Origin of the sequence: Marinobacter sp. LA51, from assembly GCF_030297175.1 — a bacterium.
In the GTDB taxonomy this organism is placed as follows: domain Bacteria; phylum Pseudomonadota; class Gammaproteobacteria; order Pseudomonadales; family Oleiphilaceae; genus Marinobacter; species Marinobacter apostichopi.
In genome coordinates, this window is record NZ_AP028070.1 from 3535550 (window position 1) to 3561826 (window position 26277).

Sequence of the window (26277 nt, forward strand, 5' to 3'; positions counted from 1 at the left end):
CCACTGCACCAATCGAGGGCCCGAGGCGGCCGGATTCCGGCCTCCCCTAACGTCCGTGTTCGTTACACCACCCGGTAGTAACGCTTGTCATCCAATAACAAATCGATGGTCGTCTTCTCGGCTTCAGACCCCACATTCAGGTACACCGTTACCTGGAATCGCAGCTGCAATGGGTCGGATCCCTGAGGCAGGGTCACCACATCCACCCGCTTCACTCTGGGCTCGTATTTTTCAATACAGTTCCGGATAGCGCTGCGAACCTGAATACTGAGATCGTGGGTTCCCAAAGTGGCATCGTTGAAATCCAGCAACCCCAGATCAGGAACGGTGGCACTGTTGCCCGGATGGGCATTCAGCAGCCGAACCAGATGCCGTTTGATGGATTCCACCACATGAGTGGCTTCCGCCATTCCCTGCCCGGCCGGTGCGCCGGCCTGCTCGAGTCGCTCGAACAGGCTGCCACGGTGGCCGGTCACGGGATCAGCCTTGGCACTGCCAAACACCGGATCAATCCTTGTCCAGTCGGCCTACCAACGACAGCTCGAAATTGGCCCCCATGTATTTGAAGTGCGGCCGAACGGCCAGCGACACCTGATACCAGCCCGGATCGCCTTCTACGTCGGAGACAGTCACCTGGGCGGCGCGCAGCGGACGTCGGCTACGGACCTCCGCCGGCGGATTTTCCTGGTCGGCGACATACTGACGAATCCAGGTGTTAAGCTCTCGCTCCAGATCCTGACGCTCTTTCCACGACCCGATCTGCTCGCGCTGGAGCACTTTAATGTAGTGCGCCAGGCGGTTGACGATCATCATGTACGGCAGCTGAGTGCCCAGCTTATAGTTGGTCTCTGCTTCCTTGCCTTCCTTGGTGTTCGGGAACTGCTTGGGTTTCTGCACCGAGTTGGCCGAGAAGAAGGCGGCGTTGTCGCTGCCCTTGCGCATGGTCAGCGCGATGAAACCTTCATCCGCCATTTCGTACTCGCGCCTGTCGGTAATCAGAACCTCGGTCGGAATCTTGGATTCCAGCTGTCCAAAAGACTCGAACAGGTGCACCGGCAGATCTTCAACCGCACCGCCACTTTGCGGTCCGATGATGTTCGGACACCAGCGGTAGTTAGCGAAACTCTCAGTCAGACGCGTTGCCAGCAGATAAGCGGTGTTGCCCCACAGGTAGTGCTCATGGTCACCGGAGACCTCTTCCTTGTAGTTAAAGCTGCGAACCGGGTTTTCCGATGGGTCGTAGGGCACGCGCAGCAGGAAACGAGGTGAAGCCAGCCCCAGGTAACGGGCATCTTCGGATTCTCGCAGGGAACGCCACTTGGCGTACTTCGGGCCCTCGAACACGGCCTTCAGTTCCTTGATCGCCGGCAGTTCCTGATAGCTGTCGACCCCGAAGAAGGACGGGCCCACTGAGGAAAGGAATGGCGCATGGGCCATGGCGCCCACCGAGGACACATACTGCAACAGCTTGATGTCCGGTGTGGACGGCGTAAACGCGTAGTTGCCAATCACGGCACCCACTGGCTCACCGCCAAACTGACCGTATTCAGTGGCGTAGATATGCTTGTAGAAACCGCTCTGGGTGACATCCGGAGCGAACTCGAAGTCTTCCAACAGCTCGGCTTTGGTGGCGTGAAGAACGTCCACCTTGATGTTCTCCCGGAAATCGGTGCGATCGACCATCAGCTTCAGACCACGCCAGGATGATTCCAGCTCCTGCAGCTTGGGCGCATGGAGAATTTCATCCATCTGGGCGCTGATCTTGCGGTCCAGTTCCACCACCATCTGGTCCACCAGCGCCTTATTGACCGGCTGACCTTTTTCATCGCTCTTCAAGAGGTTGGCGATGAACGTCGCTACCCCTTTGCGAGCCACGTCGTAGCCTTCATCGGCCGGGGCCATGCGGCTGTTGGCCATGACCTGATCCAGCAAGGATCCCTCTGTAACGGACTCGGCTGCAACGGAGTCGGAGGCAGCAGATTGCTGCACAGCAGTATCAGACATACCACATCCCTTCAGTACGTAATTGATAAATTGAGGTTTTACACCGCATTCCCGCGGTGTCAGGAGTTACTGGTCTGTCGCCAGGTCCAGCTCGGCCAGCAACTTGTCCCGGGCCTGCTCGTTGTCCAGCAACTCCTGCATCTTGGAGCGGAACGACGGCACATTACCCAGCGGTCCTTTGAGGGCGACCAGTGCTTCTCGCAACTCAACCAGCTTACGCAGCTCGGGTACCTGTCGGGCAATGTTATCGGGGGAGAAATCATCCAGGGTCTGGATATCGAGGTTCACCGGCAGTTCGTCGGCGTTTTCATCCAGTCTGTTAGTGACCGTGGTGGAGATGCTAAGCCCGGACTCCTTCATGACAGAACGGAAGTTGTTCTTATCAACGGAAATGGCTTTGCGTTCTTCGATGGGGGTTTCTTCAGCATGACCCTTGAAATCGCCAACCACGAACATCTTCAGCGGAAGCTCGGTTTCAGCCTGCTGGTCTCCGGTAGCGGGGACATACTTGATATTGATGCGCTCTTTAGGCGCGACGGATCCGTCTTTTGAAGACATGCGCTTGCTCCCTGTGCAAATCATTTGCAGTTGTTCAATCCCTTGTACGCGCCTTCCTGGCACGCAACGCAGCGGACTCTACACAGGGCATTTTTCGTACTCAAGCAAAAAGTGGCCAGAATGTGAGCCCGGGCAAAGTTTTACCGGGCTACATGCTTTTCAGCCTCAACGACGTTTTGGCGTCCAGGCCCAGACCATCTCAATTTCGATCGGCTCTTTGCCTTCGCTGTCGTGGATGGTGACCGGCACGGACACGTCGCCCTTTTCCTCAGTGCGCATGCGCTCGCGCTGCTCTTCGGTGAGGTGCGCTTGCACGGTCATATCGCCCTTGGCGCGGCGGGTGTATTCGGCGCTAGCGGTCTTGATTACCGGTACCTTGTCGTCTGGCACGTTCAGGCCCACCAGAAAACCGGTTGCTGATTCGGCCAGCACCAGTGATGCCACCGCGTGCACGCCGCCGATGTGGTTCTGAACCCGGCGCTTGTTGGCAAGACTGATCACACAGCGCTCTTGGTCGAGGGACTCAATACGGATACCGGTTGTGACGGTGAAGGGCACTACTTTGCCAAAAAACAGGGTTAGGGCCCTGGATCGGGCGAAATCAGGCAGGCGATTGATTTTACTTACTATTCCGGACAACTTGTTGGCATTGGCCATAAACGGCACTCTCTCTATCCAATTTTTTGGCTGAGGACAATACCCCATTCGTCGGAGGAAAGGAACGTTTGGCCAATGACGTTGGCCCGTGCGGTGGCTATACTCGGCCGAACTCTTTTTACAGCCAATGCCTACCATAAGGAGATTGAGATGAGCGACCTGAAAACCCAGTTTGACGAAGCGGTGAACTACATCCAGAACGCCGAAGGCGATTTTCAGCCTTCAAACGAGATGAAACTTGAGTTCTATGGCCTCTACAAGCAGGCCACCGAAGGCGACGTTTCCGGCAAGCGCCCGGGCATGATGGACTTTGTTGGGCGCGCCAAGTTTGACGCGTGGGACAAGCTGAAAGGCACCTCCAGTGAAGAAGCCATGCAGCAGTACATTGATAAGCTGAACGCCCTGAAATAACTCCCGCCGCCTGCCCCCAATCCCGGTCGATCTGACCGGGATTATTTTTTTGTCAGAAATTTTGCGACGTTCAAACGATTGTCATAAGATGCGCGCACTCTAACAAAAAGAACCCACTGGACGCAGTTACTCATGGATGTCACCGAGGCACTTGAACAATCCCAACCCGGCCTGATTGGCCGCGTCAAAAGCGCTATTCGTGAGCAGGATTTGCACCAGCGTGCAGAGCAAACCTATCTGCACTGGATTACCCGCTTTGTGCTTTTCCACGATCTGAAAGATCCGGAATCTCTGGCCGGCGAAGACCGCCAGCAGTTTCTCACCTATCTCAGTGACCGTATTCAGCTATCGCGAGCACGCCTGAACCAGGCCAGCCAGGCGCTGACCTTCTTCTATCAGGACGTACTGGGCAAAACCGATATCGGCGACACCGCCGCAGCCTGAGACCGCGCGACTCAGCGCTCAGTCATGTTGATATTCAGAGCATCATAGCTACGGTTTGCCTGAGGGCGAATGCTGTAGTTATTGCCGTGAGTTTGCCCGGGGATGGATTTCGGGTTGCTGAAGCGGATCTCAACGGGAATTTCAGAGCGCCCCAGGTCGGTTCGGCTGTCGCGAGGCTGCAAGGCGAGTGGATCGAGATAAAAATCATCGTCAGTAGCCGGCGTTACTGGAACTCCGGCAGCGGGTGCCGCCAGCCCACCCTCAATCACGGTGCTGGCAAGCACGTCTTCTTCTATCGAGCGCAGCGGGATGTTCTCGATAGTGGAACGCTCTTCGTAGTCAAAGGCGGTATCAACGAGCGGACTCTCTGCACCAACGCTCACCGGAATGGCCAACAGCGCCAACCCCCACGCAACAATTCCTCGCCGCGCGGCCAAGCCCCTGACTGCCCCAACACCCATACGCCTATCCATGCTCTCAACCCTAACCGTTTCAGCCACCCGAATCGGATGTGACGTTTTTTGATCAGTTTATAGCCTGAGCGTGTTGTGCGCGCATCGATTCGACGGAAATGTGACGCCTTTCACTGTCTGGATACGTTTCAAGCAGCCGAGACAAACTGTGTAACAAAATGAATCAGATCAAATCCTTGGTGTCAGTTTGCTTAGGCCCTAAATGGGACTAAACTGCGGTTTAGCCAGTAATTCTCTATGCCCGGCCAAGGGATCCACCAGACCTCCGGCTGTTTCGCGCACCTGGCTGTTGTTAACAAAATAAGAATTGCACCAACAGTTCCAACCCGATTCGTCGTAGCACTGAGGCCCGGTCATGATCCACCCAAGCGGTCCATCTATGTTCAGAACCAGAGCCCGACAGCATCTCCGGGCTTCGGCGCTGGCTTGCCTGGCTGCCTCTGCGCCTATTTCTGCAAATCAGAACGATGACCCTTTCTGGGACATTCCCCTGGAAGAGCTGGGCCAGATCCGCGTGGTGTCCATTGCCTCCGGCTCGGCAACTCCGCTGGATAAAGCCGCTGCTATTACGTCCGTAATCAGCGCTGAGGATATTGCAGCGATGGGTGCAACGGAGCTGGATCAAGTTCTGGAAACGGTTCCAGGGCTGCACGTGAATCGCGCAGACCAGGCCTTCGCACCCAAGTATGTCTTCCGAGGCATTACCACCAGCTCCAACCCCCAGGCTCTGCTGTTGATCAATGGCATCCCTGCGACAACTGCAATGTTTGGCAATCGTGGCAACGTATGGGGCGGTATGCCGGTAAAAGCCATTCGTCGCATTGAGGTGATTCGTGGGCCAGGCTCAGCGCTCTACGGCGCAGACGCTTATGCTGGCGTCATTAACATCATTACCAAGAATGCTCAGGACATTGATGGCGTAGTGACCGGCGCCCGTGCGGGCAGCTTTGATACCAAGGGCGCCTGGGTTGAGGCCGCCACCGACTGGAACAACACCGACATCAGCCTGGTTCTGGAGCAGCAAAGCACCGATGGCTGGCGCCGAACCGTTGACCGGGATGCCCAGACCAATTCCGATGAGGACTTCGGCACCTCAGCGTCCCTGGCCCCTGGCCCCGTAAACACCTCAGCAGATCAGTTCGAAGCCCGACTTGAAATTAACGGGGATCACTGGGACTTAAGGGCTGGTCTGCAAGACCGCAGAAACCTGGGCACCGGGGCAGGCCTTGCACAGGCCCTCGATCCAGAGGGTCGCTACGAGTCCCAGCGAATCAACGCGGATTATAGCTACCGATGGCTGGAGGTCGTTGACGGACTGGATGTCGAATCTCGCATCAGTTATTTCAACTTTATCCAGGAACCGGAGAACGACATCGTGCTATTCCCCCCCGGGGCCTTTAACGGCGCTTTTCCGGAGGGACTCCTGGGCAGCCCCGGATACAAGGAACGGCAGGCACGGGTTGATCTGAACTCCATCTACAGCAACGTTGAAAACCACCGCATCCTGGCTGGCATTGGCGCCTTCTGGGCGGATCTCTACGATGTCTCCGAGACCAAGAACTTCAACACCGATTTCAGCCCGAAGGGTGAGGTGGTCGACGTCTCTGACGATCCCAATCAGGTTTGGATGCCGGAGGAAGACCGGAAGAACTATTACGCCTTTGTGCAGGACGAGTGGCAATTCGCCCAGAACTGGCAGCTGGTAAGCGGGCTCCGCTACGATTACTACGAGGACTTTGGAGAAACCGTAAACCCGCGGGCTGCGCTGGTGTGGGCCACTACTGACAGTGTTACCACCAAGCTCCTTTATGGCAGAGCATTTCGTGCTCCGTCTCTGAACGAGCAATATGCCGCCAACAACCCGGTTTTGGCGGGTAACGATGATTTAGACCCGGAAACCATTGATACCGTTGAGTTAGCCCTCGCCTACCAGGCAAGCCCCCGATTGCTTCTCGGCGTGAACATTTTCTACTACGAAATTGACGACCTGATTAATGCCGAACCTATTTCCGGTCCGGTAGCCAGCCAGTACCAAAACTCAGGCAAACGCAAAGGCCGTGGCGGCGAACTGGAAGCGACCTATCAAGTCCTCGACAACCTGAATCTGGCAGCAAACTACGCCTACCAAAGGGCTGAAGACCAGGAAAGCAAAGAGTCGGTGGGCGAGGCCCCGAATCACCAGGCCTACGCCCGCATCGAGTGGCGGGTCAGACCAACGTGGGCCCTTAACACTCAAATCAACTACGTCGGGGAGCAAAAACGGACAGCTGCAGATTCGCGCGAACCGGTGGACGATTACACCACCGTGGATGTCACAGCCCGCACCCATGGCCTATGGCGAGGTTTTGATATCGCAGTATCGGTCAGGAACGCCTTTAATGCAGATGTCCGCGATCCGAGTCCATATGCCGATCCACGGCCGGCAATACCCGGAGATTTCCCAATGCCCGGACGTTCAGCCTATGTTGAAGCCCAGTACCAGTTCTAATCGCCCCACTTCCGCTTAGCCGGTCCGTTGTAAACGATGTTGGCGCAACGGACCGGAAAAAAACTACCCTCCGGCCGATCTCGGGCATCCTGGTAACAGGGAATCATGCCCGATATGAAGCAGGGAGTCATAAACAACTGATATTCCTGACAATTAAATCCAACATCGGCTGCAAGCCCGGCATGAATAGCAGCCACATTCATTGAAAAGCCGTAGGTCTCGTTCAGGTAAGCATACACATCCAGGGCTATCTGGAGATGGCGGCCGCCATCCAGGCCAAACTCCTTGGCTTTTGCCAGCATGTAAGGAACCCGCTCATCGGTATTGGCCAGTGGGCGCCCATAGCCGAATAACGTTCGACCTGCAGCTTTCTCACCCTCGACAAACTCAATAAGGTCACCACCTGCGTCGCAGTGCCGCCCAGCCCGGTAAAAGAAATCCAGGGCTCGCACCTCAGGGCGCCGGCCGTAAATCGACGCTTCGGAGACACTCATCCCCGCCATCAACGACAGTGAAGGCGTCGCACGCACAGTAGCCGCCAACGCTGTCACATGATTCGGCCAGATCGAGGCATCCGGATATCCGGTGCACACCCAAAAGGTGTTGAGCAGCTTGGCCACGTTCTCCTCAACCTCACGCTCCAGAATGGAGTACAGGTACACCCGCATCCACTCATGGTCGCCAAGATCCTGATGAAGATCCTTGCTGTGCAGGATCACCCGGTCCGACAGGAAGGCCTTACCTTTGCGGGTTAGCCAGTGCTTCTCGGTTTCCAGCAGATTTTTGTGGCTCATTCGCGTGCCCCCTTCTGATGCTGGCCTGCAGGAAATGCATCTTCTTCGAGTTCGATGGCCGGGCCGTAGAAGGGGAAGTTTTTCCATCCCACGTGCTTTTGCTCCAGGGCATGCACCGCGGCGCCGGGAAGCCTCAGCATCAGGTACAACATACTGCCCTGGTCCTCGTTCATGCCCAAATCCACCAATGCCGCGGCGGCCAGCCCACTCATGGCCAGGGGATAGCCAACATGCAGCTCCAGGGCCTGCCGGTTTGCTTTCAGCCAGGCCAGCGCACCATTGGCCGGTGCCAAGCCAGCCAGCAGCTCCAGAGATTGCAGGATCGGTGTCGGAGTGGCGTCACCATTGGGATCGAAACCGGGCGCATGCTCCATGGGCAACCAGATGTCGGCGCGCTCGTCATCGCTGGGGTTCAGTAATCGCTTCTGCCATCGGGTGATGTCGAACTGACATTCCTGCCAGAGCGCCATACAGATCGAGAGCTCCTGGGCGCCTCCGTACTGACCGGCACCAACCGCCAAAGCGGCCATTAGTGCAGAGCTATGGTTGGTTTGGGCAACACCGGCGTTCATGGCGGCCCGGACACTGGCTTCCCGCGGGCCGGGATTAGCTAGCACCATCGCCAGCTTTTCCAGCAACGCAGTATCCGGAATTTTCGGCCGCTCTCCCTTAAACAGCAGCAGCAGGTATTCAAACCAGCTGGCGTTGGGAATGACCTCATTGTGCACATCGTAGCCGCTGCAAAAACTGGCCTTGGCGGCGAATGGATTAGAAGGTTCTGGTTCTTCCAGCCAAATATTGGAGTGGTACTGGTACTCTGTTGCCATGCTGATCCCGCTTATTCCGTCTCTTTGAGTACTTTCATCCGGACGCCCATGGGCGGCACCTCTTCACGATCAACCAGGATATCAAGCAAGCACGGGCCGGGACGCGCCAAAATCGACGCCAGATCAAGCTCATGAAGCTCTTCCAGGGTCGCAATCCGGTAGGATTCCACACCAACGGCTTCTGCCATCTTCGCGTAATCGACGCGTGGCAGCTCATTGGCAATCTGCTCTGCACCGCCCAGCGCCTGGCCATGGCGAATCATGCCCAGTGATGAATCGTTCAGCACCACCATCAACACGTTGCAATTCTCCTGGGCTGCGGTGGTGAGTTCCTGGCCCGACATCAAATAGCTGCCGTCGCCCGTCACACACAAAACCGGTTCATCGCGAGCCGCCAGAGCAATACCCACCGAAGCCCCTATCGCCCAGCCCATCGAAGCGAAACCAACGCCAATGTGAAACAAGTTCCGGGAAGCCAAAGGCCGCCCAGGCTGCCCAACGCTCCAGTGGTGTATGCCCCACAAAAAGCTGTTACCGGTGTCGAACAGGATCCGCGTTGTTTCAGGGCAGGCCTTGCTCAAATAGGTCATCAGTGCCGGGGGCTTTACCGGGCCCGACGTGTCGAAGCAGCTTTCCCGGAAACGGCCTTCGACAAACTCGGGAACGCCATCGCCAGTACCCCACGTCGTCGGACTGATTTTTCCTGGTACCCCACTCAGATCTTTTAAAAGCGCTTCAACAACGTGCCTGGGCTCACCCAGAACCACATGGCCCGCCATGGTTGCCCGAGTTAAGTGTTCGGGGTTTCTGGACAGGTGAATAAGGCGCGCAGACAGCAGGCCATCCGGACTCCAGCCAGCTGTGGAGACCTCATCCAGGGCAGCGCCTACCATGATAACCCTGTCGGCATTTTCCGGCTTCAACGCCTCGGTTGCGCGTTGGTGGCCAGCAAAGCCAAAAACACCCCGGTATTGGGGATGAAAACTGTTCACCAGGCCCTTACCGCGAGGTGTGGTTACCAGGTTCCAATGCCGCAGCTCCGCTAATTGTATCCATTGGTCTGCCGAGTGGATCGCATCTTCACCCAGCACGATGGTTGCCTGCATGACATCCGTGAGATCGCTGACTACCCGCTCGACGGAACCCGAATCGGGCACCACTTCATTGGGGATGAAGGCGCTCAGGCCCAGAGCCATGGAGGCGTCTTGAACGCCGTGGCGCATAACATCCAGCGGAATAGCCAGATGTACCGGCCCAGGCTGCTGGCCGAGCGCATGGCTTAAGGCATGCAACAGCTTGGATTCTAGCTGATCAGGATGCGAGACCAACGTGTTGTAGCGGGTACAGCTGGAAAACATATCCAGGGTATTGATGCCAGTGCAGGAGGATTCCTGAAATGCACCCTGGCCAAATCGGTTCAGCGAAGTCTGTGCAGTTATCACCAACATGGGGATATTGTCGGCGTAGGCGTTTGCCACCCCTGTCAGCAGATTAGTCGAGCCCGGCCCGGCCGTAGCGCAACAAACGCCAATTCGGCCAGTTTCCCGGGCATAACCATCAGCCATGAAGGCGGCGCCGGTCTCGTGGCGAGCGGTGACAGCCCGAATTCCACCCTGGCGCTCACTCCGCGCGAGCGCATTATACAGCGGCTCTATGCTGCCCCCAGGAACACCGAACACGTACGCCACTCCCAGGCGCTCAAGGTACCGCAAAATCAAATCACCACAATCAAGCATAAGCTGTTCGTTAAATCATAGAGGGAGGAAAAGGCTTGATACCTTAGTCCGTATTATTCGTTCAGGGGAACCGGCATCGCGATGCCATAACCCTGTGCGTAGTCGAAGCCGAGTTTGGTGAGGCAGTCTTTCACGTCATCGTTTTCGACAAATTCGGCGATGGTTTTCAGTCCGGCGGCGTGGCCGATGCGATTGCAGGCGTCGACGATCCCCATATCAATTGGATCGGCGAGCAAGTTCTGGATAAAGCCCCCATCCACCTTCAGATAATCAATCGGCAGGGCTTTGAGATAGGTAAAGGAGCTCATTCCGGTACCAAAGTCATCGAGGGCAAACTCGAAACCTTCTTTACGGGCTCGCTCGATAAACCCGATCGTATCGTTTAAATGCGCAATGGCAGACGTTTCGGTGATTTCAAAGCAGATCCGAGCCGGAAGGATGGAATACTCCTGAACCTTGCGATGTATGAATTGGAACAACTCACCATCGCTGAGAGAGCCACCGGACAAGTTGATGAAAAAAGTACCGGTGGATTCCCGGCCGAGGCCAGTGCGGTCCAGGTAGGCAAATGCCAGGTCAATGACCCTCCGGTCAATGCGCGGCATCAATCCGAAGCGCTCTGCCGCCGGGATGAAAGCGCCGGGAGGCACAATGTCGTCACCGTCACGCAAGCGCACCAGAAACTCGGTTCGGAAACCGTCGGCACTGGCCTCCTGCAGGGGAATCATTACCTGGTGATACAGGAAGAAATCGTCGGTTTGCAAGGCGCTCTGAAGGCGACTGGTCCAATGCATATCGCGCTGGCGCTGTTGCATGTTCAGGTCACTGGTTTCGTAAACCTGAACGTTGTCCCGCCCCCGGTCCTTGGCGGCATAGCAGGCCAAATCGGCGTGGCTGAGCAGCTCGCTGGCCGTTTTGTAATTACTCCCCATGATCACCATACCGACGCTGAGGGAGACAGCGAACGGCTTATCCTCCCAGACAAAACGGTATTCACGGACCTCTTTGCACAGGTTTTCTGCAACCTTGCGGGCATCCACCGCGTCGCAGTTCCGCAACAGTATCCCAAACTCGTCGCCACCTAATCGTGCCAGGGTGTCGGATCCTCTGAGCCTCAGTCCGAGCAATTTCGAAAGCTGTTTAAGCAGTTCATCGCCGGCCATGTGGCCGCAGGTGTCGTTGATAATCTTGAACTGGTCGAGATCCAGGTACAGCAACACGCAATCGCGCGCTGACTTGCGGGAATCATGGAGTGACTGAACTAGCTGGCGTTCAAATTCCCGACGATTAACCAGATCGGTCAGGCTGTCGTGATAGGCCATGTGCTCCAGGGTCGACTCGGCACGTTTTTTGGCAAGGCGGATGGACACTTCCCGCATCTCGCGCTGAATCGCAGGAATCAACCGGTTCAGGTTGTCCTTCATGATGTAATCCTGAGCGCCGGCCTTCATTGCACTTACTGCGACGTCCTCTCCAATCAAACCGGACACGATAATCACCGGCAAATCGGGCGCATATTGGCGGCTCAGTTCCAGCACCCGAAAGGAGGTAAAACCAGGCAAGCTATGATCGGTGATGACCATATCCCAGATTTCTTCCATGAGCGCGGTTTCCATCGCGCTCTCGCTGTCCACCACTCTGTAGTAGGGCTCAATGCCCCCCTTTTTCAGAGCGCGCAACAGAAGGAAGGTGTCATCCTCAGAGTCTTCAATCAGCAACACCCGAAGGCGGCTTTTCATGTCACTCACCAGCACTACCTTTTCAGAATGATCGGGACGAACCGACCATGGGGACTTGATTTACCGTTAACCAATAGCGAGCCAGCAAGCACATCTGCTCACTAAACCTACTATAGTCAATCTGCTTGGTAACGAAGCTATTGGCACCCAGCCGATAAGCTTCGCGCAGTTCGCTCGGCTCATCCGACGAAGTCATCATGACCACCGGCAGCCAATCCGTCTGCGGCGTCGAACGGATACGCCGCAAAACCTCAAGGCCACTGACCTTGGGCAACTTGAGATCCAGAAGAATTACACCAAGAGTGTCGACCTGGGGTGAACGTTTGCTGCTTTCGGTGCCAAAGAGAAATTCAAGAGCGGCCTGACCGTCCTCCTGAAGAATAATCGGGCTCTGACTGCTCGCCTTCCGGAGCGCCCGCATCGTCAGGATCTGGTCATCGGGGTTGTCTTCAACAACCAGAATAGAACAATCACCTTTAGCCATAGTCTCTCCAATTCCGCCGGGTCATCTGATAGTTGCAACCCCTTACGTTCAGCCACGATCCGGGCGGGGAAACTCTAAATAGAAGCAAGCACCACTGTCGATTGGCGATTCAGCGAATACCCGGCCGAAATGGCGCCGTACTACCCGATCTACCGTGGCTAGCCCCAAACCCGTTCCGGAGAATTGGGCCGGGGTATGCAAACGGTTAAAAGCCACAAACAGCTTGTCGACATACTTCATATCGAACCCCACCCCATTGTCCTTCAACGCGATGGTAATACTGTTGAGCTCTTCACACGCAGACACATCAATCGCTCTTTTCTCGTTTTTTGAGGTGTATTTCCACGCGTTTTCCAGCAGGTTCTGGAAAGCAATGCGTAACATGCGCTCATCGCCAACCACCTGCATGTCCGGCTGAATGGTCACTTCCGACGGCAACGTGTCGACAGTGTCCTGCAATTCCTCAACGATTTCCGCCAGCATAGTACTCAGGTCAACGCGCTCGACCTCCATGGCCTGCCGACTGACGCGGGAAAGTACCAGCATGCCGTCAATCAGGCTTCCCATTCTCACGGTCGCAGCACGAATTCTAGCCAGATAATCGAGACCGACATCATTCAATTGTTCCCGGCAGTCCTCCTCAAGGGCCTGACCGAAACCCTCGATGGCTCTCAGGGGCTGACGCAAATCGTGGGACACCGAAAAACTGAACGCTTCCAGCTCACGGTTAGCCAGACTCAGTTCCGAGGTTCGCTCGGCAACCGTGCGCTCCAGGTCATCCTTGCTCTGCAGGATTTTCTGGTTCTGGTCCTGGATGGTGCCAATCATCTCGTTAAACGCACTGCCCAGACGGCCCAACTCGTCTTTTCCGTACACCGGCACGCGAATGGAGTAATCATGCTCATGGGAAATCCGGTCGGCGGCATTGGAGAGCTCAACGATGGGCTCAGAAATCAATCGCTGAAGACGCGACGCCACCCAGATCAACAGCCCCAGTATCCCGATACCCACGCTGAACGATATGACGATGAAGGTCCAGATGTGCTCCCGAAGCACCTCGAGCCGGGACATCAGATAAAATTGCCCCACAATATCGCCATCCAACATGACCGGTTCAAGCAGACGATAATAGTCGCCCACAAACCCCACTTCCGGCTCGGCATCCAGGCTGGGGCACGGTTCGTAGCCTGTCCCGTTCAAGGCACTCATGAGGTCCCCTGCAACGTTATAGACGCAGACCTGCTCAATGGTATTGATCTGATTCAGGCTCGAGATAATGGTGTTGATCTGCTGACTGTCCTCAAACAGCAGAGCTGCGGCCGACTGCTCCGCCAGGATGTCTGCAATGACGTGCAGCTCAGACTCAAGCTGTTCCTCGGAGGTGCGATTTTCCACCACAACCAGACTGGTGCAGACGAGCAGAATACCCAGGGTACTGATGGAGACCGTCAGCAACAGGAGCTTGGTTTTCAGGGGCCAATACTGCCAGCGCCAGCGCTCGCTCATCGGATCACCCTCAAGGCGAGTTCCAGCAAGCGGGAGTTGATCTGGAGCCCAGATTTCTGGGCCGCCAGCAAATTGATCTCAAAGCGAATAACGTTGCCTTCCTTGACGTAGCCGATGATTCCCCCTTCCTCGACGAAATCGGGGATCTCACTGATGGTCAGAATTTGCCGGGCATGCGCAAAGTCGGTGATCTCGGCAAGAGCGCGGGCTTTGTCAGCACCCACGAACAGCACCTGGCAGCGATCGATCTCCTGCAACGAAGCAGGAAAATCCAGCTTAAGAGCCCGGCCCTGGGACACGCGGCCATTCAACTGTTGAAGTACATCGCCAAACGGGTTTCTGCCAAAAACACAGATGGTCAACCCGGTCATTTCCTCAGAAGGCTCAGACCAGGTGATAAAGCGAGTGAAGTTATAGAGAAATGCTGCCTTTACCTCATATTCTGAACGCACTGCACCGTAGGCCGTCCCCAGGGTCGACCACAGCAGCATCGCTATGAGAAATTTTAAAAACACCTGAGGGCAGCCCCCGGCCACATGCATTAACGAACCCTTACCCTAAGAGACGCACGCTCTGTACGTCCGGTAAGCCAGCCCGGAGTGTGTCGATCCATCGCAATCAGCAGTCGGCTTGTTGAGAGGCTTTGCACTTAAAACCACCAATTGCCGGCATGTTCCCCGAAGGTTAGCATCGGTGGTCTTCGCGTCAATAAACGGTTGGTTAAGAAGTGTTTTCAGATGTGTCTGAGATGGCACTGCCGCGAACAATCTGAGACTCTATACTGTCCCCCAGCCCCTTCTCTTGATAGCCACCCTTATTAATTATGAAAACAAACCTGATTACCCGCGCCGGGTTCGACAAGCTGCAACAGGAACTGGATTTTCTCTGGCGCACCGAGCGGCCTGAAGTCACCCGGAAGGTGACCTGGGCTGCCAGCCTCGGCGACCGGTCAGAAAACGCAGACTACCAGTACAACAAGCGCCGCCTGCGCGAAATCGACCGACGAGTGCGCTACATCCGAACCCGCCTGGAGAGTGTCAGGATTGTGGACTATTCCGAGGTTCAGGAAGGCCGGGTCTTTTTCGGCGCCTGGGTCCGGCTGGTGGACGACGAAACGTCCCTGACAATCCGAATTGTCGGCCCCGATGAGATCTACGAGCGCAAGGATTTCGTGTCTATCGACGCCCCCATTGCCCGCGCATGCCTGAAGAAGGAGCCCGGCGACGAGGTATCGGTGCAAACACCCACGGCAGAAAAGCTCTGGTGGATTGACCAGGTGTGGTACGACGAAAACGGTTCGATCTAACGAAAAAAACCCCGCAAGAACGGGGTTAAGGCTAGCGCTGTGCTGGAGAGCGAAGCGGACTGTGTTGGTCGCCCGCCTCGAATATTACAAGTTCTATTATGCACGACCGGGGTTACAGCAGCGTGGCTGGTGAATTACCTTTTGTTCAGATGCGCCCGCGTGCTGGGGAAACTGGAATTAGGTTGTACACTCTAGGCTCTGGCGCTATTTTGCGGGGATAGATTTTCCTGAAGATTCGCAAACACGGAGCCTGTCCATGAACACCCAGAAATTGCTGAATATTGCCCTCGATGGTATCGACACCCTCGGCTATCGCCTGGACCAGTACGGCATCACCGGCAAGGTTAACCGCCATAACATTGCCGCCTTTCTGGCGGCTGAACAGAAACACCTCGAGGGCGAGTGGGACAGCATTCAGGCCAAAGTGGATCGTCGCCGGTCCCAGGTTGAACACCTGACCCAAGCTATTGAAAACCGAGCCGACGCTGTTTTTGGACCGGTATTAGAGCGGGTGAACCGTTTCCGCGCCAGCCAGTAACCCTAAACGCTTTTAGCGTCACTGGCCTCGGTGGGAGTGGGTGAGCTATCGCCAGCCACTCCAGCAGTTTGCTCCATGGTCGTCGCCTTGATGCGCTTGCGGACACCGGTGAATGCCGGCATGTGAACCGACACCGTCAACCCGGGTGCGTCTGCATCCGGCTGCGTATCACTGAGCACAATCCGGCCCTGATGGATCTCGGCAACGGCACTGACCAGACTCAAGCCCAGACCGTTACCTGGCAATGAGCGGCTCTTACCCACCCGGTAAAAACGTTGGAACACCTGCTCTTTCTCCTCGTCAGGTATGCCGATACCGCTATCGCGCACTTCGAATATCGATTCCTCGCCCTCTTTGCGGACCGCCACTCCGATAACACCCTGTTCCGGCGTATATTTGATCGCGTTATCAATCAGGTTGCTGACCATCTGGAACAGCAAATCCCGGTCTCCTTCAATCATCACACCCTTTTCCATGTGCTGTTCGAACCGCTGCTCCTTGTCTTCTGCCAACGCTTCGTACAACTCACAGGCGTCTGCAACCAACTCATCCAGAGCAACCAGCTTCATGTCGGCGGCATTGCCACGGGTTTCCAGGCGGGCAATTCGCAGCAGGGCGTTGAAGGTGGCCAACAGCTGATCGGCTTCGGCCACCGCACGGCCAGCCTGCTCCCGCGCCTCATCGTTATCGACAGACATCAGGGTGCTTTCCAGCTGGTTTCTCAGCCGGGTCAGTGGCGTCCTCAGGTCGTGCGCAATGCTGTCGGAAACATGCCGGATACCTTCCATCAGGTACACGATCCGATCGAGCATCTGGTTCAGGTTTTCCGCCAGCTGATCGAAATCGTCTTCGGTGCCCCGGGTGGGGATTCGCAGGGAAAGATGTCCGTTCATGATTCGGCGCGACGTGTTGTTGATCACCTCAATGCGCCGGGTGGTGCTGCGGCTCATCAGGAAGCCACCAAGGAGGGCCAGCGCCAGGGTTATGCCCATGCCCCAATTGATGGCGGTCTCGATGACCCGCTTGAGATTGGTGAGCTCATCGACATCGCGCCCTACCAGCAATCGAAGACCGCCCTGCACCTCAAAGATACGGGCACGGGCCAGGCGTTGCGGGCCATTCCAGCCTACATCTTCATTCAGGGTGAAGTTAATCCAGCCACTTTCTGATCGGGCTCCCTGGGGCCAGGATTCGATATTACCGGCCAGTTTCAGGAAGTCATCGGTGGTGAGAAGGTAAATCGACTTGGCGTTCGGGTCGCGGGCGACCCGTTCGCGGATGATGGTAATCAGGCCGTTTACGCCACGGCCACGGTACTGCTCTGCCAGACCGGCAATTTCCGCCTCGATGGTTTCATCCGTCTGGGCGGTCATGAAGCCCGCTGTACGCCAATAGATAAAGGCCAGCAAAATAAAGACTGAGGTGGCAAACACCACCATGTACAGCAAGGCTAATTGAAAGGACGAGGTCCTGAGCTGACTAAGCAGTTTCACGCAACATGTACCCTGCACCCCGGATGGTCTGCAGCAGGGGCGTTTCGAATTCCTTGTCGATTTTCGCCCGCAGGCGGCTGATGTGCACGTCAATCACGTTGGTCTGGGGATCAAAGTGATAGTCCCACACCTTCTCCAGCAGCATGGTCCGGGTCACCACCTGGCCGGCGTTACGCATCAGGTATTCCAACAGCCGGAATTCCCTGGGCTGGACATCAATGTTCTGGCCCGCACGCTTAACGGTCCGCGCCAGCAGATCCATTTCCAGATCGGCCACCCGCAACACCGTCTCGGTTTCCGGAGTCTGGCGGTTACGACGCACCAACGATTCGATACGGGCCAGCAGCTCGGTAAAGGAGAACGGCTTGGTGAGATAGTCATCACCACCGCCGCGCAGGCCTTCCACGCGGTCGTCCACGTCGCCCAGTGCACTCAGAATCAGCACCGGCACCTGGTTGCCCGTGGCCCGCACTGTTTTGATGATAGACAACCCGTCCATGCCCGGGAGCATCCGGTCCACGATCATGATGTCGTATTCTTCACTGGCCGCCATCAACATACCGTCTTTCCCGTCGGCGGCATGATCCACAACGAAATCGGACTCTCTCAGCCCCTTCACCAGGTAATTTGCTACGTCCTGATCGTCTTCGATTACCAGTGCTTTCACCGGCCTACCTCCCGTAAACGGATTACGATTTTTAAAGCTCAATGTAATGACAGGGTACGAAGAAGTGAGTGGCCGAGCCAGTTACGATCTTGTAAGAGGGTGTCGCCTATGGCGACGGTCACCCCTGCCCCTCAAACCACGCGAGGCTGTCCCCGGTTGCTCCGGAGGGCCGGTATTCCGCGCTGACCCAGCCCTCATAACCCATGCTGTCGATCGCTGAAAAAACATTCGAAAAGTTAATCTCGCCGGTGCCGGGCTCGTGTCGCCCGGGATTATCGGCGAATTGAATGTGGCCAATCCACGGCAAAAGGCACTCCATGGACCTGATCAGGTCGCCTTCCATAATCTGCATGTGGTACAGGTCGTATTGCAACCTTATGTTATCGCCATCCACCTGCTCAATCAGCGCCAGCACCTTGCCCGAGGTGTCCAGCATAAAGCCGGGCATATCCACCCGGGAGTTAATGGCCTCCAGACACAGGGTAATGTCCTCGGCGGCCAGCTTCTCTGCGGCGTAGGCCACGTTGTCCGCCAGTGTTTGCCAGGCCCGTTCCTCAGAGACGAAATCCGGCCGCAGCCCGGCCAGGCAGTTCAGTTGCCGGCAGCCCAGCGCCTTGGCGTAGTCAATGGCTTGATCGACCCCGACCCGGAACTCGTCGACCCGATCCGGCAGGCAGGCAATACCCCGCTCACCCGCGTCCCAGTCACCCGGGGGCAGATTGAACAGTACCTGGGTCAGCTCATTGTCACTGAGCGCCCGGCTCAGCAGGTCTTTTGGATAGGCATAGGGAAACAGATATTCGACACCTTCAAACCCGGCGGCGCGGGCGCAGGCGAAGCGTTCGGTGAAACCCACCTCGGTAAACAGCATGGAAAGATTGGCAGCGAAGCGTGGCATGTCGTTACTCCTTCGGTCCGCGGCCAAGAGATCCGAGCAGCGCGCCGTTCAGATGCTCCAGTTCCAGAAGCAAACCACTGTGGTCGACATCACTATGCCCATTGGCGACCAGTGACAGGTATTCATTATGAACCTGCTGCGACAACGGCAGGGTCAGCCCCTCGTCGCGGGCTTCATCCAGAATCATGCGCATGTCCTTGAGCTGGATCCGGGCCGGCGCTCCGGGTGAAAAATTTCGCTCCAACATGCGCTGACCGTGCAACTCCAGAATTCGGGAGCCTGCGAAGCCACCCATCAGGGCCTCTCGTACGGCAACCGGGTCGGCTCCGCCTTTGGCCGCCAGCAGCAATGCTTCCGAAACCGCACCGATGGTAATGCCCACGATCGCCTGATTCGCCAGCTTGGCTAACTGACCTGACCCGACGGGACCGATTCTGGTACACCGGCCCAGAGCCGCGAACACCAACTGTGCCCGCGCAACGTCTTCCTCGGAGCCGCCGGCCATGATGCTCAGGCGCGCCTCTTGCGCACCGACCGTACCGCCCGATACCGGGGCGTCCACATAGCCTGCGCTCCGTTCAGCAGCGAGCGCGGCGTGTTGTCGGGCGACAGACGGCTGCACGGAACTCATATCAATCAGCAGGGCGCCAGGTTTTAGCGCGCCAAGAGTACCTTGGCCAACCAGAACCCGATCTACAACCTCGCTGTTCTCCAGCATGGTGATGACCACATCGGCGTTGGCCACGGCCTGTTCGGGCGTGTCGGCGATACTGGCCTCACCGGCAAACGGCTCACATTTGCTGGCGGTGCGATTCCACAAGGTCATGGGGAAACCGCTGTCCAGAAGGTTGCGGGTCATAGGCGCGCCCATCAGGCCAATACCCAGAAAAGCGATGTGCGGTCGTTCAGCGGTCATAACCCATAATCCCCTGCAGTCGTCTCAAGTGTTGTTTGCGGACACCGATTATACAAACAAAAACGCCACCAACCGGAACGGTGGTGGCGTTTGCAGGGATTCGAATTCGGAAGGGCCGGGGTCAGGCAACTTCGGCCATCTGATTTCGAATCTTTTTCATGGCGTTTTTCTCCAACTGGCGAATACGCTCAGCGGAAACACCGTACTTATCGGCCAACTCATGCAGCGTGGACTTGCTGTCCGAGAGCCAACGTTCCCGTAGGATGTCCTGGCTACGCTCATCCAGATTCTGCAGCGCCTCCATCAGGCGGCCGTTGGAATCTTCGGTCCAGTTGGCGTTTTCCAGTTGGGTGGCCGGGTCGCTGCGACGATCCTCAAGGTAGTAGGCCGGGGCCTGATACGCGTTGTCCTCGTCATCGTCCATCGGACCATCAAAGGCGGTGTCATGGGATGACAGCCGGCCTTCCATCTCGCGCACAACCCGGGGCTCTACGCCCAGATCGGCAGCGACCGCTTTCAGCTCTTCATGGTTCAACCACGCCAGCTTTTTCTTCTGGCTGCGCAGATTGAAGAACAGCTTACGCTGGGCCTTGGTAGTGGCCACCTTCACGATACGCCAGTTGCGCAGGATAAACTCGTGGATCTCAGCCTTGATCCAGTGCACGGCAAATGACACCAGACGCACACCGTATTCTGGGTTGAAACGTTTAACGGCTTTCATCAAGCCGACGTTGCCTTCCTGAATCAGGTCGGCCTGGGCCAGCCCATAACCGGAATAGCTCCGGGCAATATGGATGACAAAGCGCAAATGCGACAGCACCAGCTGACGAGCGGCCTCAACATCGCCGTCGTAATGAAGCTTCTCAGCAAGATCCCGCTCTTCTTCCGCGGTAAGCACCGGAATGCGTCCCGCCGCCTGGATGTACGACTCGAGATTTCCACCCGGAACCAGTCTGTCAATGAGCTGTAAACTCGTACCCATGCCTTAACCTCCGAACCTGACGGCCAATAAATATAACAACTGGTGCTTCGACCGCCAAGCCCCTGATAAATTCCCGAAATTCCCAGTAACCCGTTAAAAATCAACTCTCTGGGAAATTCACTAAGGTTTCTCTATCCTGCAAACTACGCCAGAACTTACTGTCTTTTCAATACGGTTTTCCCGCAATCCGGATCATCCGCCGGCAATTTCACCCGGCTCAATATCGTCCAGATGCCGTTTCACCGCCAGCCAGGCGCCTAGCCAGCCTAACAGCATCGCAACGATTATCAACGCCAGCGCGCCATCGACATTAAGGCCATTCAAGGTAAATTCACTGCGATACAGTTCTGTCAGACGCTCAATCGGCCCACTGAGCCACCAAAGGGACAGCTGCAGAAGGATGAACGCGACCACCCCACCCCCGAGGCCAAACCAGGCGCCAGTATAAAGGAACGGCCGCCGCACAAAGGCGTCGGTGCCGCCCACCAGCTTGGCCACCAGGATTTCGTCCCGACGGCTTTCGATCGACAACCGCACGGTGTTGCCGATGACCAGAACGACTGCCGCCGCCAGTAACAGAGACAGCGCCCAGACTGCACGTGCCAGAAGATCCGTCATGGCATTCAGGCGCTGCAACCAGCCCAGGTCAACCTGCACCCTCTCCACACCTTCCATCGCCTGGATGAAGCTCACCAAACCTTCAACGCCCGCTTCTGAGCGGGCGCCTTGCTCCGGCGTAATCAGCAACGTGTGCGGCAGCGGATTGTCGTCCAGGTAGTCCAACGCATCCTCTAGCCCGGAAGACGTCCGGAAATCGGCCAGTGCCTGGTCCCGATTGACCAGTTCCGTCTCGGCAACCCGACCATCGGTTGCGATTTCCTCCCGCAACTCGCTGGCGCGCTCCTCTGACAGCTCCAACTGCAGGTAGGCGGTCAAACGGGCACTGCTTTCCCAGCCAGAACTTACCCCTTCCAGGCTGGTCAGCAGCAACAACAGCGCCACGGGCAGCGCCAATGCCACCCCCATCACGGCCCAGGTCATGGAGCTAGCCACGGGGTTGCGCCAGAGTCGCTCGGCACTGTCCCGAGCCACTTTCCGGTGGTGATTGAGGTAGCTTTCTGCCTGCTGGCGCCAGGGTGAGCGGGAAGCCGCAGCGCCACGGGTGGTTTCGGGCTTTCGGCGTGAGTCAGTGGCCACTTACACCCCCCGTGAATGGCTGGCCACCGGCAACCAAGCGACCGTGGTCGAGGGTCAGGGTGCGACGCCCCATCTCATTAATAAGGGCAATGTCGTGGGTGGCAATCAACACAGTGACCCCCACCTGGCTGAACTGGCCAAACAGGTTCATGATGTCGGCCGACAAGGCCGGATCCAGGTTACCGGTAGGCTCATCCGCCAGCAGCACCGGTGGCTTGTTCACCACCGCCCGGGCAATGCCCACGCGCTGTTGCTCACCGCCAGAAAGCTGCATCGGGTTCATCTTTTCCTTGCTCAGCAGCCCGACCTTATCGAGCGCCGCCCGCACCCGCCGACCAGTATCCCTCGGTGACGCCCCCATCACTTCCAGCGGCATGGCGACGTTGTCGAAAACGGTGCGATCAAACAACAGCTGGTGATTCTGGAAGACCACGCCAATGTGACGCCGGATGTACGGAATCTGACGGCGAGGCAATCGGTTCAAAACCTGACCGCCCACAATCAGTTCGCCCGCACTCGGTCGCTCCATCACCATAATCAGTTTCAATAGCGTGCTTTTGCCGGCACCGGAGTGGCCGGTGAGAAACGCCAGCTCGCCCCGATCCAGGCCAAAATTCACCTGGCGCAGGGCGGTGTGGTCACTGTCGTAGCGCTTGGTAACCTGGCGAAATTCAATCATGGCAGGCTGCAGCTCCGGTCGTGCCGAGGTTTAGTCAAACAGGGCATCCACAAAGGTTTCGGCGTCGAAACTGCGCAGGTCGTCCACCTGCTCACCCACGCCAATAAAGCGAATGGGCAGCTGCAACTGGCGAGCAATGGCAAACACGATGCCGCCCTTGGCGGTGCCGTCGAGCTTGGTCAGGGTAATACCACTGACACCGACCGCCTGCTGGAACACCTGGGCCTGGCTCAGGGCGTTCTGGCCGGTACCGGCATCCAACACCAGCATCACTTCATGGGGAGCAGTGTCGTCCAGCTTCTTCATTACCCGAACGACTTTCTCCAGCTCGTTCATCAGGTTGTCTTTGTTCTGGAGACGGCCAGCGGTGTCGGCGATCACGACATCCACCTCACGGGACTGGGCCGACTGAATCGCATCAAAAATCACCGACGCACTGTCAGCACCGTTATGCTGGGCCACCACCGGAACATTATTGCGCTCGCCCCACACCTGCAGCTGCTCAACGGCGGCAGCACGGAAGGTGTCACCGGCGGCCAGCATGACCGACTTGCCGTCGTTCTGGAACTTCTTGGTCAGCTTGCCAATAGTGGTGGTCTTGCCGACACCATTCACACCAACCATCAGGATGACATACGGCTTCTTGCCGGCATCCACCGTCAGAGGTTTGGACACGTCTTTTAACAGACCATGCAGCTCATCCCGCAAGGCCTTGCGCAGGGCTTCGCCGTCCTTGAGCTGGTTACGCTCAAGCTTGTCGGTCAGCGATTCAATGATTTCCGAGGTGGCGGTAACACCCACATCCGCCATCAGCAGGGTGGTCTCAATTTCCTCGAGCAGGTCTTCATCGATCTTCTTGCCCACCGAGAACAGATCGGCCATACCACCAGTCAGGCTGGCCCGGGTTTTCCCCAGCCCCTGCTTAATGCGCTCGAAGACACCGAGCTGGGGTTCCGGCTCAGGAGCTGGTTCGGGTTCTGGTGCCGGCTCAGGGGCAGCGACAGGCTCTGGAGCCTCGACTGTTTCGGGCTTGGCTTCGGCCGGGGCGGGTGCGGCCGGTGCCGCTTCCTCGGCTGGGCTCTCTACACTCGCCTCTTCTGCACGGGCTTTTTCCGCAGGCTCGGCCGGCGCCGGCCCTTTGGCCACCTCCGGCTTGCGCTGAGGCACCGGCCTCGGACGCGGGGCCCGGCTACGATTGCCGGCAATATCCAACACGAAAATGAGTACGAGAAGGGCCAACAGGCCAATTGAAATCCACTCTGCCGTCATAAAGTCATACCATCAATCCGAATGGGCGGGAGAAATAAGGCCGACATTCTAGCAGACTGTCCTGCCGAAGTGAGGGTTGCCGGAATTATCCCGCCCGCCCCGGTTTCCGCTACCATACGGGCTACGCACTGACACAGACAGGTTGCTGGAGTTAACTAAATGGCACGCAAAAAACCCGCCGGCCGGGGCTCAGTGAATTCGCCTGGCCGCGGCTCCCAGGACGCCGGAGGCGGCTTGGGTGAACTCCGCATCATCGGTGGCGACTGGCGCAGCCGAAAACTGCGCTTTCCCGACGCCGGCGGGGTGCGCCCTACGCCGGCCCGAACCCGTGAAACCCTGTTTAACTGGCTGTCGTTTCACACCGCCGGTAAAGACTGCCTGGACCTGTTTGCCGGCTCGGGCGCCCTGGGCCTGGAAGCCCTGTCCCGTGGTGCCGGCGCCGTCACACTGGTCGATCACACACCGAGCCTGGCACGGGCACTCCGGGACAACCTCCGGCTGCTGAAATCAGACCGGGGCACGGTGGAGTGCGCCAGCGTCGACAGCTACCTGGCGCACCGCACCCGGGATCCGTTCGACATCATCTTCATGGACCCACCTTTCCGCCAGGGCTGGCTTGAAACCATCCTACCGGTGCTGGACGAACAGGGCTGGGTAAAACCGGGGGGCTGGATCTATCTGGAACATGAAAGCGAGAGAGCGAGTCCAACCGTACCCGCCCACTGGCACTTGCATCGCCAGAAGACCGCAGGCCAGGTCACCTATTGTCTGTTTCGAGTGCCCCCTGAACAGGAACACAGCACCTGACGGCCTCACTAAACCAGTGATCCGGACACAAAAAACCCCGCCGAAGCGGGGTTCTCAGTTCAGGCTGCGGGCTTGAGCGAATAGGCTCGCAGGTGCTCGGCGAACTCTTCCAGATAGCGAATGCCACTGGCCTCCGCCTCTTTGCACCATTCCATCAGCGCGTTCAGCTTTTCCTGGGGCTTGAGGCCACGCTGACGCCACAGCGCCTGCAGTTCGTGGCTCTTGTCGTAGATCTGACGCAGCATGGCGTTTCGTTCCAGGACAGATTCCAGGGTTTCCTTTTCTTTCGGCTGAATCAGCGTGATTTCACGTGACAACAGCTGCTTGAGCTTGCGATAACGCGGCCAGATTTCGCCATCCATCAGCGCTCGCTGCTGGCGCAGAGCTGGCTCCATGACGCGCTTGCGGTACTGGCGCATGATGTCGAACCGGTTGTTGGCGATGGCCTGTACGGTTTCAACATCCACTTCCTGCTTGCCCGGTACATGATGGGCGATCGGCCGGTATCCCTTCGGCTTGGCCATGCCAAATAGCTGGAACAGACGGATATAACCCCAGCCGATATCCACTTCGTACCACCGCCGCGAGAGCTTGGACGAATTCGGATAGGTGTGATGGTTGTTGTGCAGCTCTTCACCGCCAATCAAAATCCCCCAGGGAGAGATGTTGTGGGCATTGTCGGTGCACTCGAAGTTGCGGTAGCCAAACCAGTGGCCAAGGCCGTTCACGACGCCTGCGGCCCAGACTGGAATCCACATCATCTGCAGGGCCCAGATCCAGATGCCGTGCACGCCGAACAGTGTCAGGTTAATCACTGCCAGCAACGAAACACCCAGCATCTTGTAGCGACTGTAGATATTTCGTTCAATCCAGTCTTCCGGGGTGCGCTGGCCATAACGCTCCAGGGTTTCCGGCGTGGCTGCGGTGGCGTAAAGCTCAGCACCCTCTAACAGCACCTTCTTGACGCCCAGCACTACCGGGCTGTGAGGATCTTCCTCGGTTTCACACTTGGCGTGATGCTTCCGGTGGATTGCGGTCCACTCTTTGGTGTTCTGGGCCGTGGTGAGCCACAACCAGAAGCGGAAGAAGTGTTTCAGAACGGGGTGCAGATCCAGCGAATTGTGGGCCGAATGACGGTGCAGGTAGAGCGTCACACTCACAATGGTGATGTGGGTCATACCCAGCGCTACCAGAATCAGCTGCATCACCGACAGGTCAAGAAGACCGTTAAACCACATAAAAAATCCTCGAATCAATTCAGCGACTTGCGCCGTTCCAGAAGGAAAGAGAACCGGAGAGTATCAGACCTTCGTAGGGGGGCAACGAGCCAATGATGCCACTTTAGCGTACAGGTGTTCGCTGTCACAACCGTATTTGGCTGCAATTTTGTTACTGATTACACTT

At 57.1% G+C, this 26277-nt stretch carries 27 protein-coding genes; 6 read left to right on the forward strand and 21 right to left on the reverse strand.

Annotated features, from left to right (window positions below; all coding sequences use genetic code 11):
* Positions 1-62: 62 nt before the first annotated feature.
* The 4 genes from tssE to QUE89_RS16290 form a co-directional block, all read right to left on the reverse strand.
* A complete protein-coding gene (gene tssE / locus QUE89_RS16275) occupies positions 63-503 on the reverse strand; it encodes a type VI secretion system baseplate subunit TssE (protein ID WP_286221080.1) in 441 nt (146 codons plus the stop codon).
* Positions 504-507: 4 nt separating this feature from the next.
* Complete coding sequence (tssC, locus tag QUE89_RS16280) at positions 508-2004, reverse strand: type VI secretion system contractile sheath large subunit (protein ID WP_286221081.1); 1497 nt, start codon at positions 2002-2004, stop codon at positions 508-510.
* 66 nt (positions 2005-2070) lie between these two features.
* Positions 2071-2562 (reverse strand): type VI secretion system contractile sheath small subunit, encoded by a 492-nt coding sequence (gene tssB, locus QUE89_RS16285; protein ID WP_286221082.1) that lies wholly within the window; start codon positions 2560-2562, stop codon positions 2071-2073.
* A gap of 165 nt (positions 2563-2727) precedes the next feature.
* Positions 2728-3219, reverse strand: coding sequence for a DUF4442 domain-containing protein (locus tag QUE89_RS16290; RefSeq protein ID WP_286221083.1), 492 nt, complete (start codon positions 3217-3219; stop codon positions 2728-2730).
* Positions 3220-3369: 150 nt separating this feature from the next.
* Here QUE89_RS16290 and QUE89_RS16295 point away from each other — a divergent pair, with 150 nt between their 5' ends.
* Both QUE89_RS16295 and QUE89_RS16300 read left to right on the forward strand, forming a co-directional pair.
* Positions 3370-3630, forward strand: a complete 261-nt coding sequence (locus tag QUE89_RS16295; protein WP_286221084.1) for an acyl-CoA-binding protein — start codon at positions 3370-3372, stop codon at positions 3628-3630.
* 132 nt (positions 3631-3762) lie between these two features.
* Entirely contained in the window at positions 3763-4074 is a 312-nt protein-coding gene (locus QUE89_RS16300; RefSeq protein ID WP_286221085.1) for a site-specific integrase, read from the forward strand.
* Positions 4075-4085: 11 nt separating this feature from the next.
* Here the strand turns inward: QUE89_RS16300 and QUE89_RS16305 are convergent, their stop codons facing one another.
* Entirely contained in the window at positions 4086-4535 is a 450-nt protein-coding gene (locus QUE89_RS16305; protein ID WP_286221086.1) for a hypothetical protein, read from the reverse strand.
* Between the two features lie 391 nt (positions 4536-4926).
* Here QUE89_RS16305 and QUE89_RS16310 point away from each other — a divergent pair, with 391 nt between their 5' ends.
* Entirely contained in the window at positions 4927-7035 is a 2109-nt protein-coding gene (locus QUE89_RS16310) for a TonB-dependent receptor plug domain-containing protein (protein ID WP_286221087.1), read from the forward strand.
* Here the strand turns inward: QUE89_RS16310 and QUE89_RS16315 are convergent.
* The 7 genes from QUE89_RS16315 to QUE89_RS16345 are packed head-to-tail and all read right to left on the reverse strand — an operon-like array spanning position 7032 to position 14636.
* Positions 7032-7829 carry a citrate/2-methylcitrate synthase gene (locus QUE89_RS16315; RefSeq protein WP_286221088.1) on the reverse strand — a complete coding sequence of 266 codons (798 nt, stop codon included), beginning with the start codon at positions 7827-7829 and terminating at the stop codon, positions 7032-7034. The genes QUE89_RS16310 and QUE89_RS16315 overlap by 4 nt on opposite strands.
* Positions 7826-8656 carry a citryl-CoA lyase gene (locus tag QUE89_RS16320; protein ID WP_286221089.1) on the reverse strand — a complete coding sequence of 277 codons (831 nt, stop codon included), beginning with the start codon at positions 8654-8656 and terminating at the stop codon, positions 7826-7828. The genes QUE89_RS16315 and QUE89_RS16320 overlap by 4 nt, the downstream gene beginning before the upstream one ends.
* 11 nt (positions 8657-8667) lie before the next feature.
* Entirely contained in the window at positions 8668-10392 is a 1725-nt protein-coding gene (locus tag QUE89_RS16325) for a thiamine pyrophosphate-binding protein (RefSeq protein WP_286221090.1), read from the reverse strand.
* Between the two features lie 53 nt (positions 10393-10445).
* A complete protein-coding gene (locus QUE89_RS16330; protein WP_286221091.1) occupies positions 10446-12131 on the reverse strand; it encodes a putative bifunctional diguanylate cyclase/phosphodiesterase in 1686 nt (561 codons plus the stop codon).
* A gap of 22 nt (positions 12132-12153) precedes the next feature.
* Entirely contained in the window at positions 12154-12615 is a 462-nt protein-coding gene (locus QUE89_RS16335) for a response regulator (protein ID WP_286221092.1), read from the reverse strand.
* Positions 12616-12663: 48 nt separating this feature from the next.
* Entirely contained in the window at positions 12664-14121 is a 1458-nt protein-coding gene (locus tag QUE89_RS16340) for an ATP-binding protein (protein WP_286221093.1), read from the reverse strand.
* Entirely contained in the window at positions 14118-14636 is a 519-nt protein-coding gene (locus QUE89_RS16345) for a YfiR family protein (protein ID WP_286221094.1), read from the reverse strand. The genes QUE89_RS16340 and QUE89_RS16345 overlap by 4 nt, the downstream gene beginning before the upstream one ends.
* A 308-nt stretch (positions 14637-14944) precedes the next feature.
* On the opposite strand from QUE89_RS16345, the gene greB reads away from it, so the two are divergent.
* Together greB and QUE89_RS16355 are read left to right on the forward strand one after the other, a co-directional pair.
* Complete coding sequence (greB, locus tag QUE89_RS16350; protein WP_286221095.1) at positions 14945-15427, forward strand: transcription elongation factor GreB; 483 nt, start codon at positions 14945-14947, stop codon at positions 15425-15427.
* Positions 15428-15683: 256 nt separating this feature from the next.
* On the forward strand, positions 15684-15965 hold the full coding sequence (locus QUE89_RS16355) for a hypothetical protein (protein ID WP_286221096.1): 282 nt from the start codon (positions 15684-15686) through the stop codon (positions 15963-15965).
* Between the two features lie 2 nt (positions 15966-15967).
* On the opposite strand, the gene QUE89_RS16360 is transcribed toward QUE89_RS16355, so the two are convergent.
* The 8 genes from QUE89_RS16360 to ftsY all read right to left on the reverse strand — a co-directional run bounded on the left by QUE89_RS16360 (position 15968) and on the right by ftsY (position 24066).
* Positions 15968-17458, reverse strand: a complete 1491-nt coding sequence (locus QUE89_RS16360; RefSeq protein ID WP_286221097.1) for a HAMP domain-containing sensor histidine kinase — start codon at positions 17456-17458, stop codon at positions 15968-15970.
* Positions 17445-18125 carry a winged helix-turn-helix domain-containing protein gene (locus QUE89_RS16365; protein WP_138438388.1) on the reverse strand — a complete coding sequence of 227 codons (681 nt, stop codon included), beginning with the start codon at positions 18123-18125 and terminating at the stop codon, positions 17445-17447. The genes QUE89_RS16360 and QUE89_RS16365 overlap by 14 nt, the downstream gene beginning before the upstream one ends.
* Before the next feature lie 118 nt (positions 18126-18243).
* On the reverse strand, positions 18244-19023 hold the full coding sequence (gene hyi / locus QUE89_RS16370) for a hydroxypyruvate isomerase (RefSeq protein WP_286221098.1): 780 nt from the start codon (positions 19021-19023) through the stop codon (positions 18244-18246).
* A gap of 4 nt (positions 19024-19027) precedes the next feature.
* On the reverse strand, positions 19028-19939 hold the full coding sequence (locus tag QUE89_RS16375; protein WP_286221099.1) for an NAD(P)-dependent oxidoreductase: 912 nt from the start codon (positions 19937-19939) through the stop codon (positions 19028-19030).
* Between the two features lie 121 nt (positions 19940-20060).
* Positions 20061-20921: an RNA polymerase sigma factor RpoH gene (rpoH, locus tag QUE89_RS16380; RefSeq protein ID WP_041342227.1), complete on the reverse strand. Its 861-nt coding sequence runs from the start codon at positions 20919-20921 to the stop codon at positions 20061-20063.
* Positions 20922-21113: 192 nt separating this feature from the next.
* Entirely contained in the window at positions 21114-22118 is a 1005-nt protein-coding gene (gene ftsX, locus QUE89_RS16385; protein ID WP_286221100.1) for a permease-like cell division protein FtsX, read from the reverse strand.
* Positions 22108-22797 carry a cell division ATP-binding protein FtsE gene (gene ftsE, locus QUE89_RS16390; protein WP_286221101.1) on the reverse strand — a complete coding sequence of 230 codons (690 nt, stop codon included), beginning with the start codon at positions 22795-22797 and terminating at the stop codon, positions 22108-22110. The genes ftsX and ftsE overlap by 11 nt, the downstream gene beginning before the upstream one ends.
* A 30-nt stretch (positions 22798-22827) precedes the next feature.
* Positions 22828-24066, reverse strand: a complete 1239-nt coding sequence (gene ftsY / locus QUE89_RS16395) for a signal recognition particle-docking protein FtsY (RefSeq protein ID WP_286221102.1) — start codon at positions 24064-24066, stop codon at positions 22828-22830.
* Between the two features lie 159 nt (positions 24067-24225).
* Here ftsY and rsmD point away from each other — a divergent pair, with 159 nt between their 5' ends.
* Complete coding sequence (gene rsmD / locus QUE89_RS16400; protein ID WP_286221103.1) at positions 24226-24873, forward strand: 16S rRNA (guanine(966)-N(2))-methyltransferase RsmD; 648 nt, start codon at positions 24226-24228, stop codon at positions 24871-24873.
* Between the two features lie 59 nt (positions 24874-24932).
* Here rsmD and QUE89_RS16405 read toward each other — a convergent pair whose 3' ends face one another.
* Positions 24933-26111, reverse strand: coding sequence for a DesA family fatty acid desaturase (locus QUE89_RS16405; protein WP_286221104.1), 1179 nt, complete (start codon positions 26109-26111; stop codon positions 24933-24935).
* Between the last annotated feature and the right edge of the window lie 166 nt (positions 26112-26277).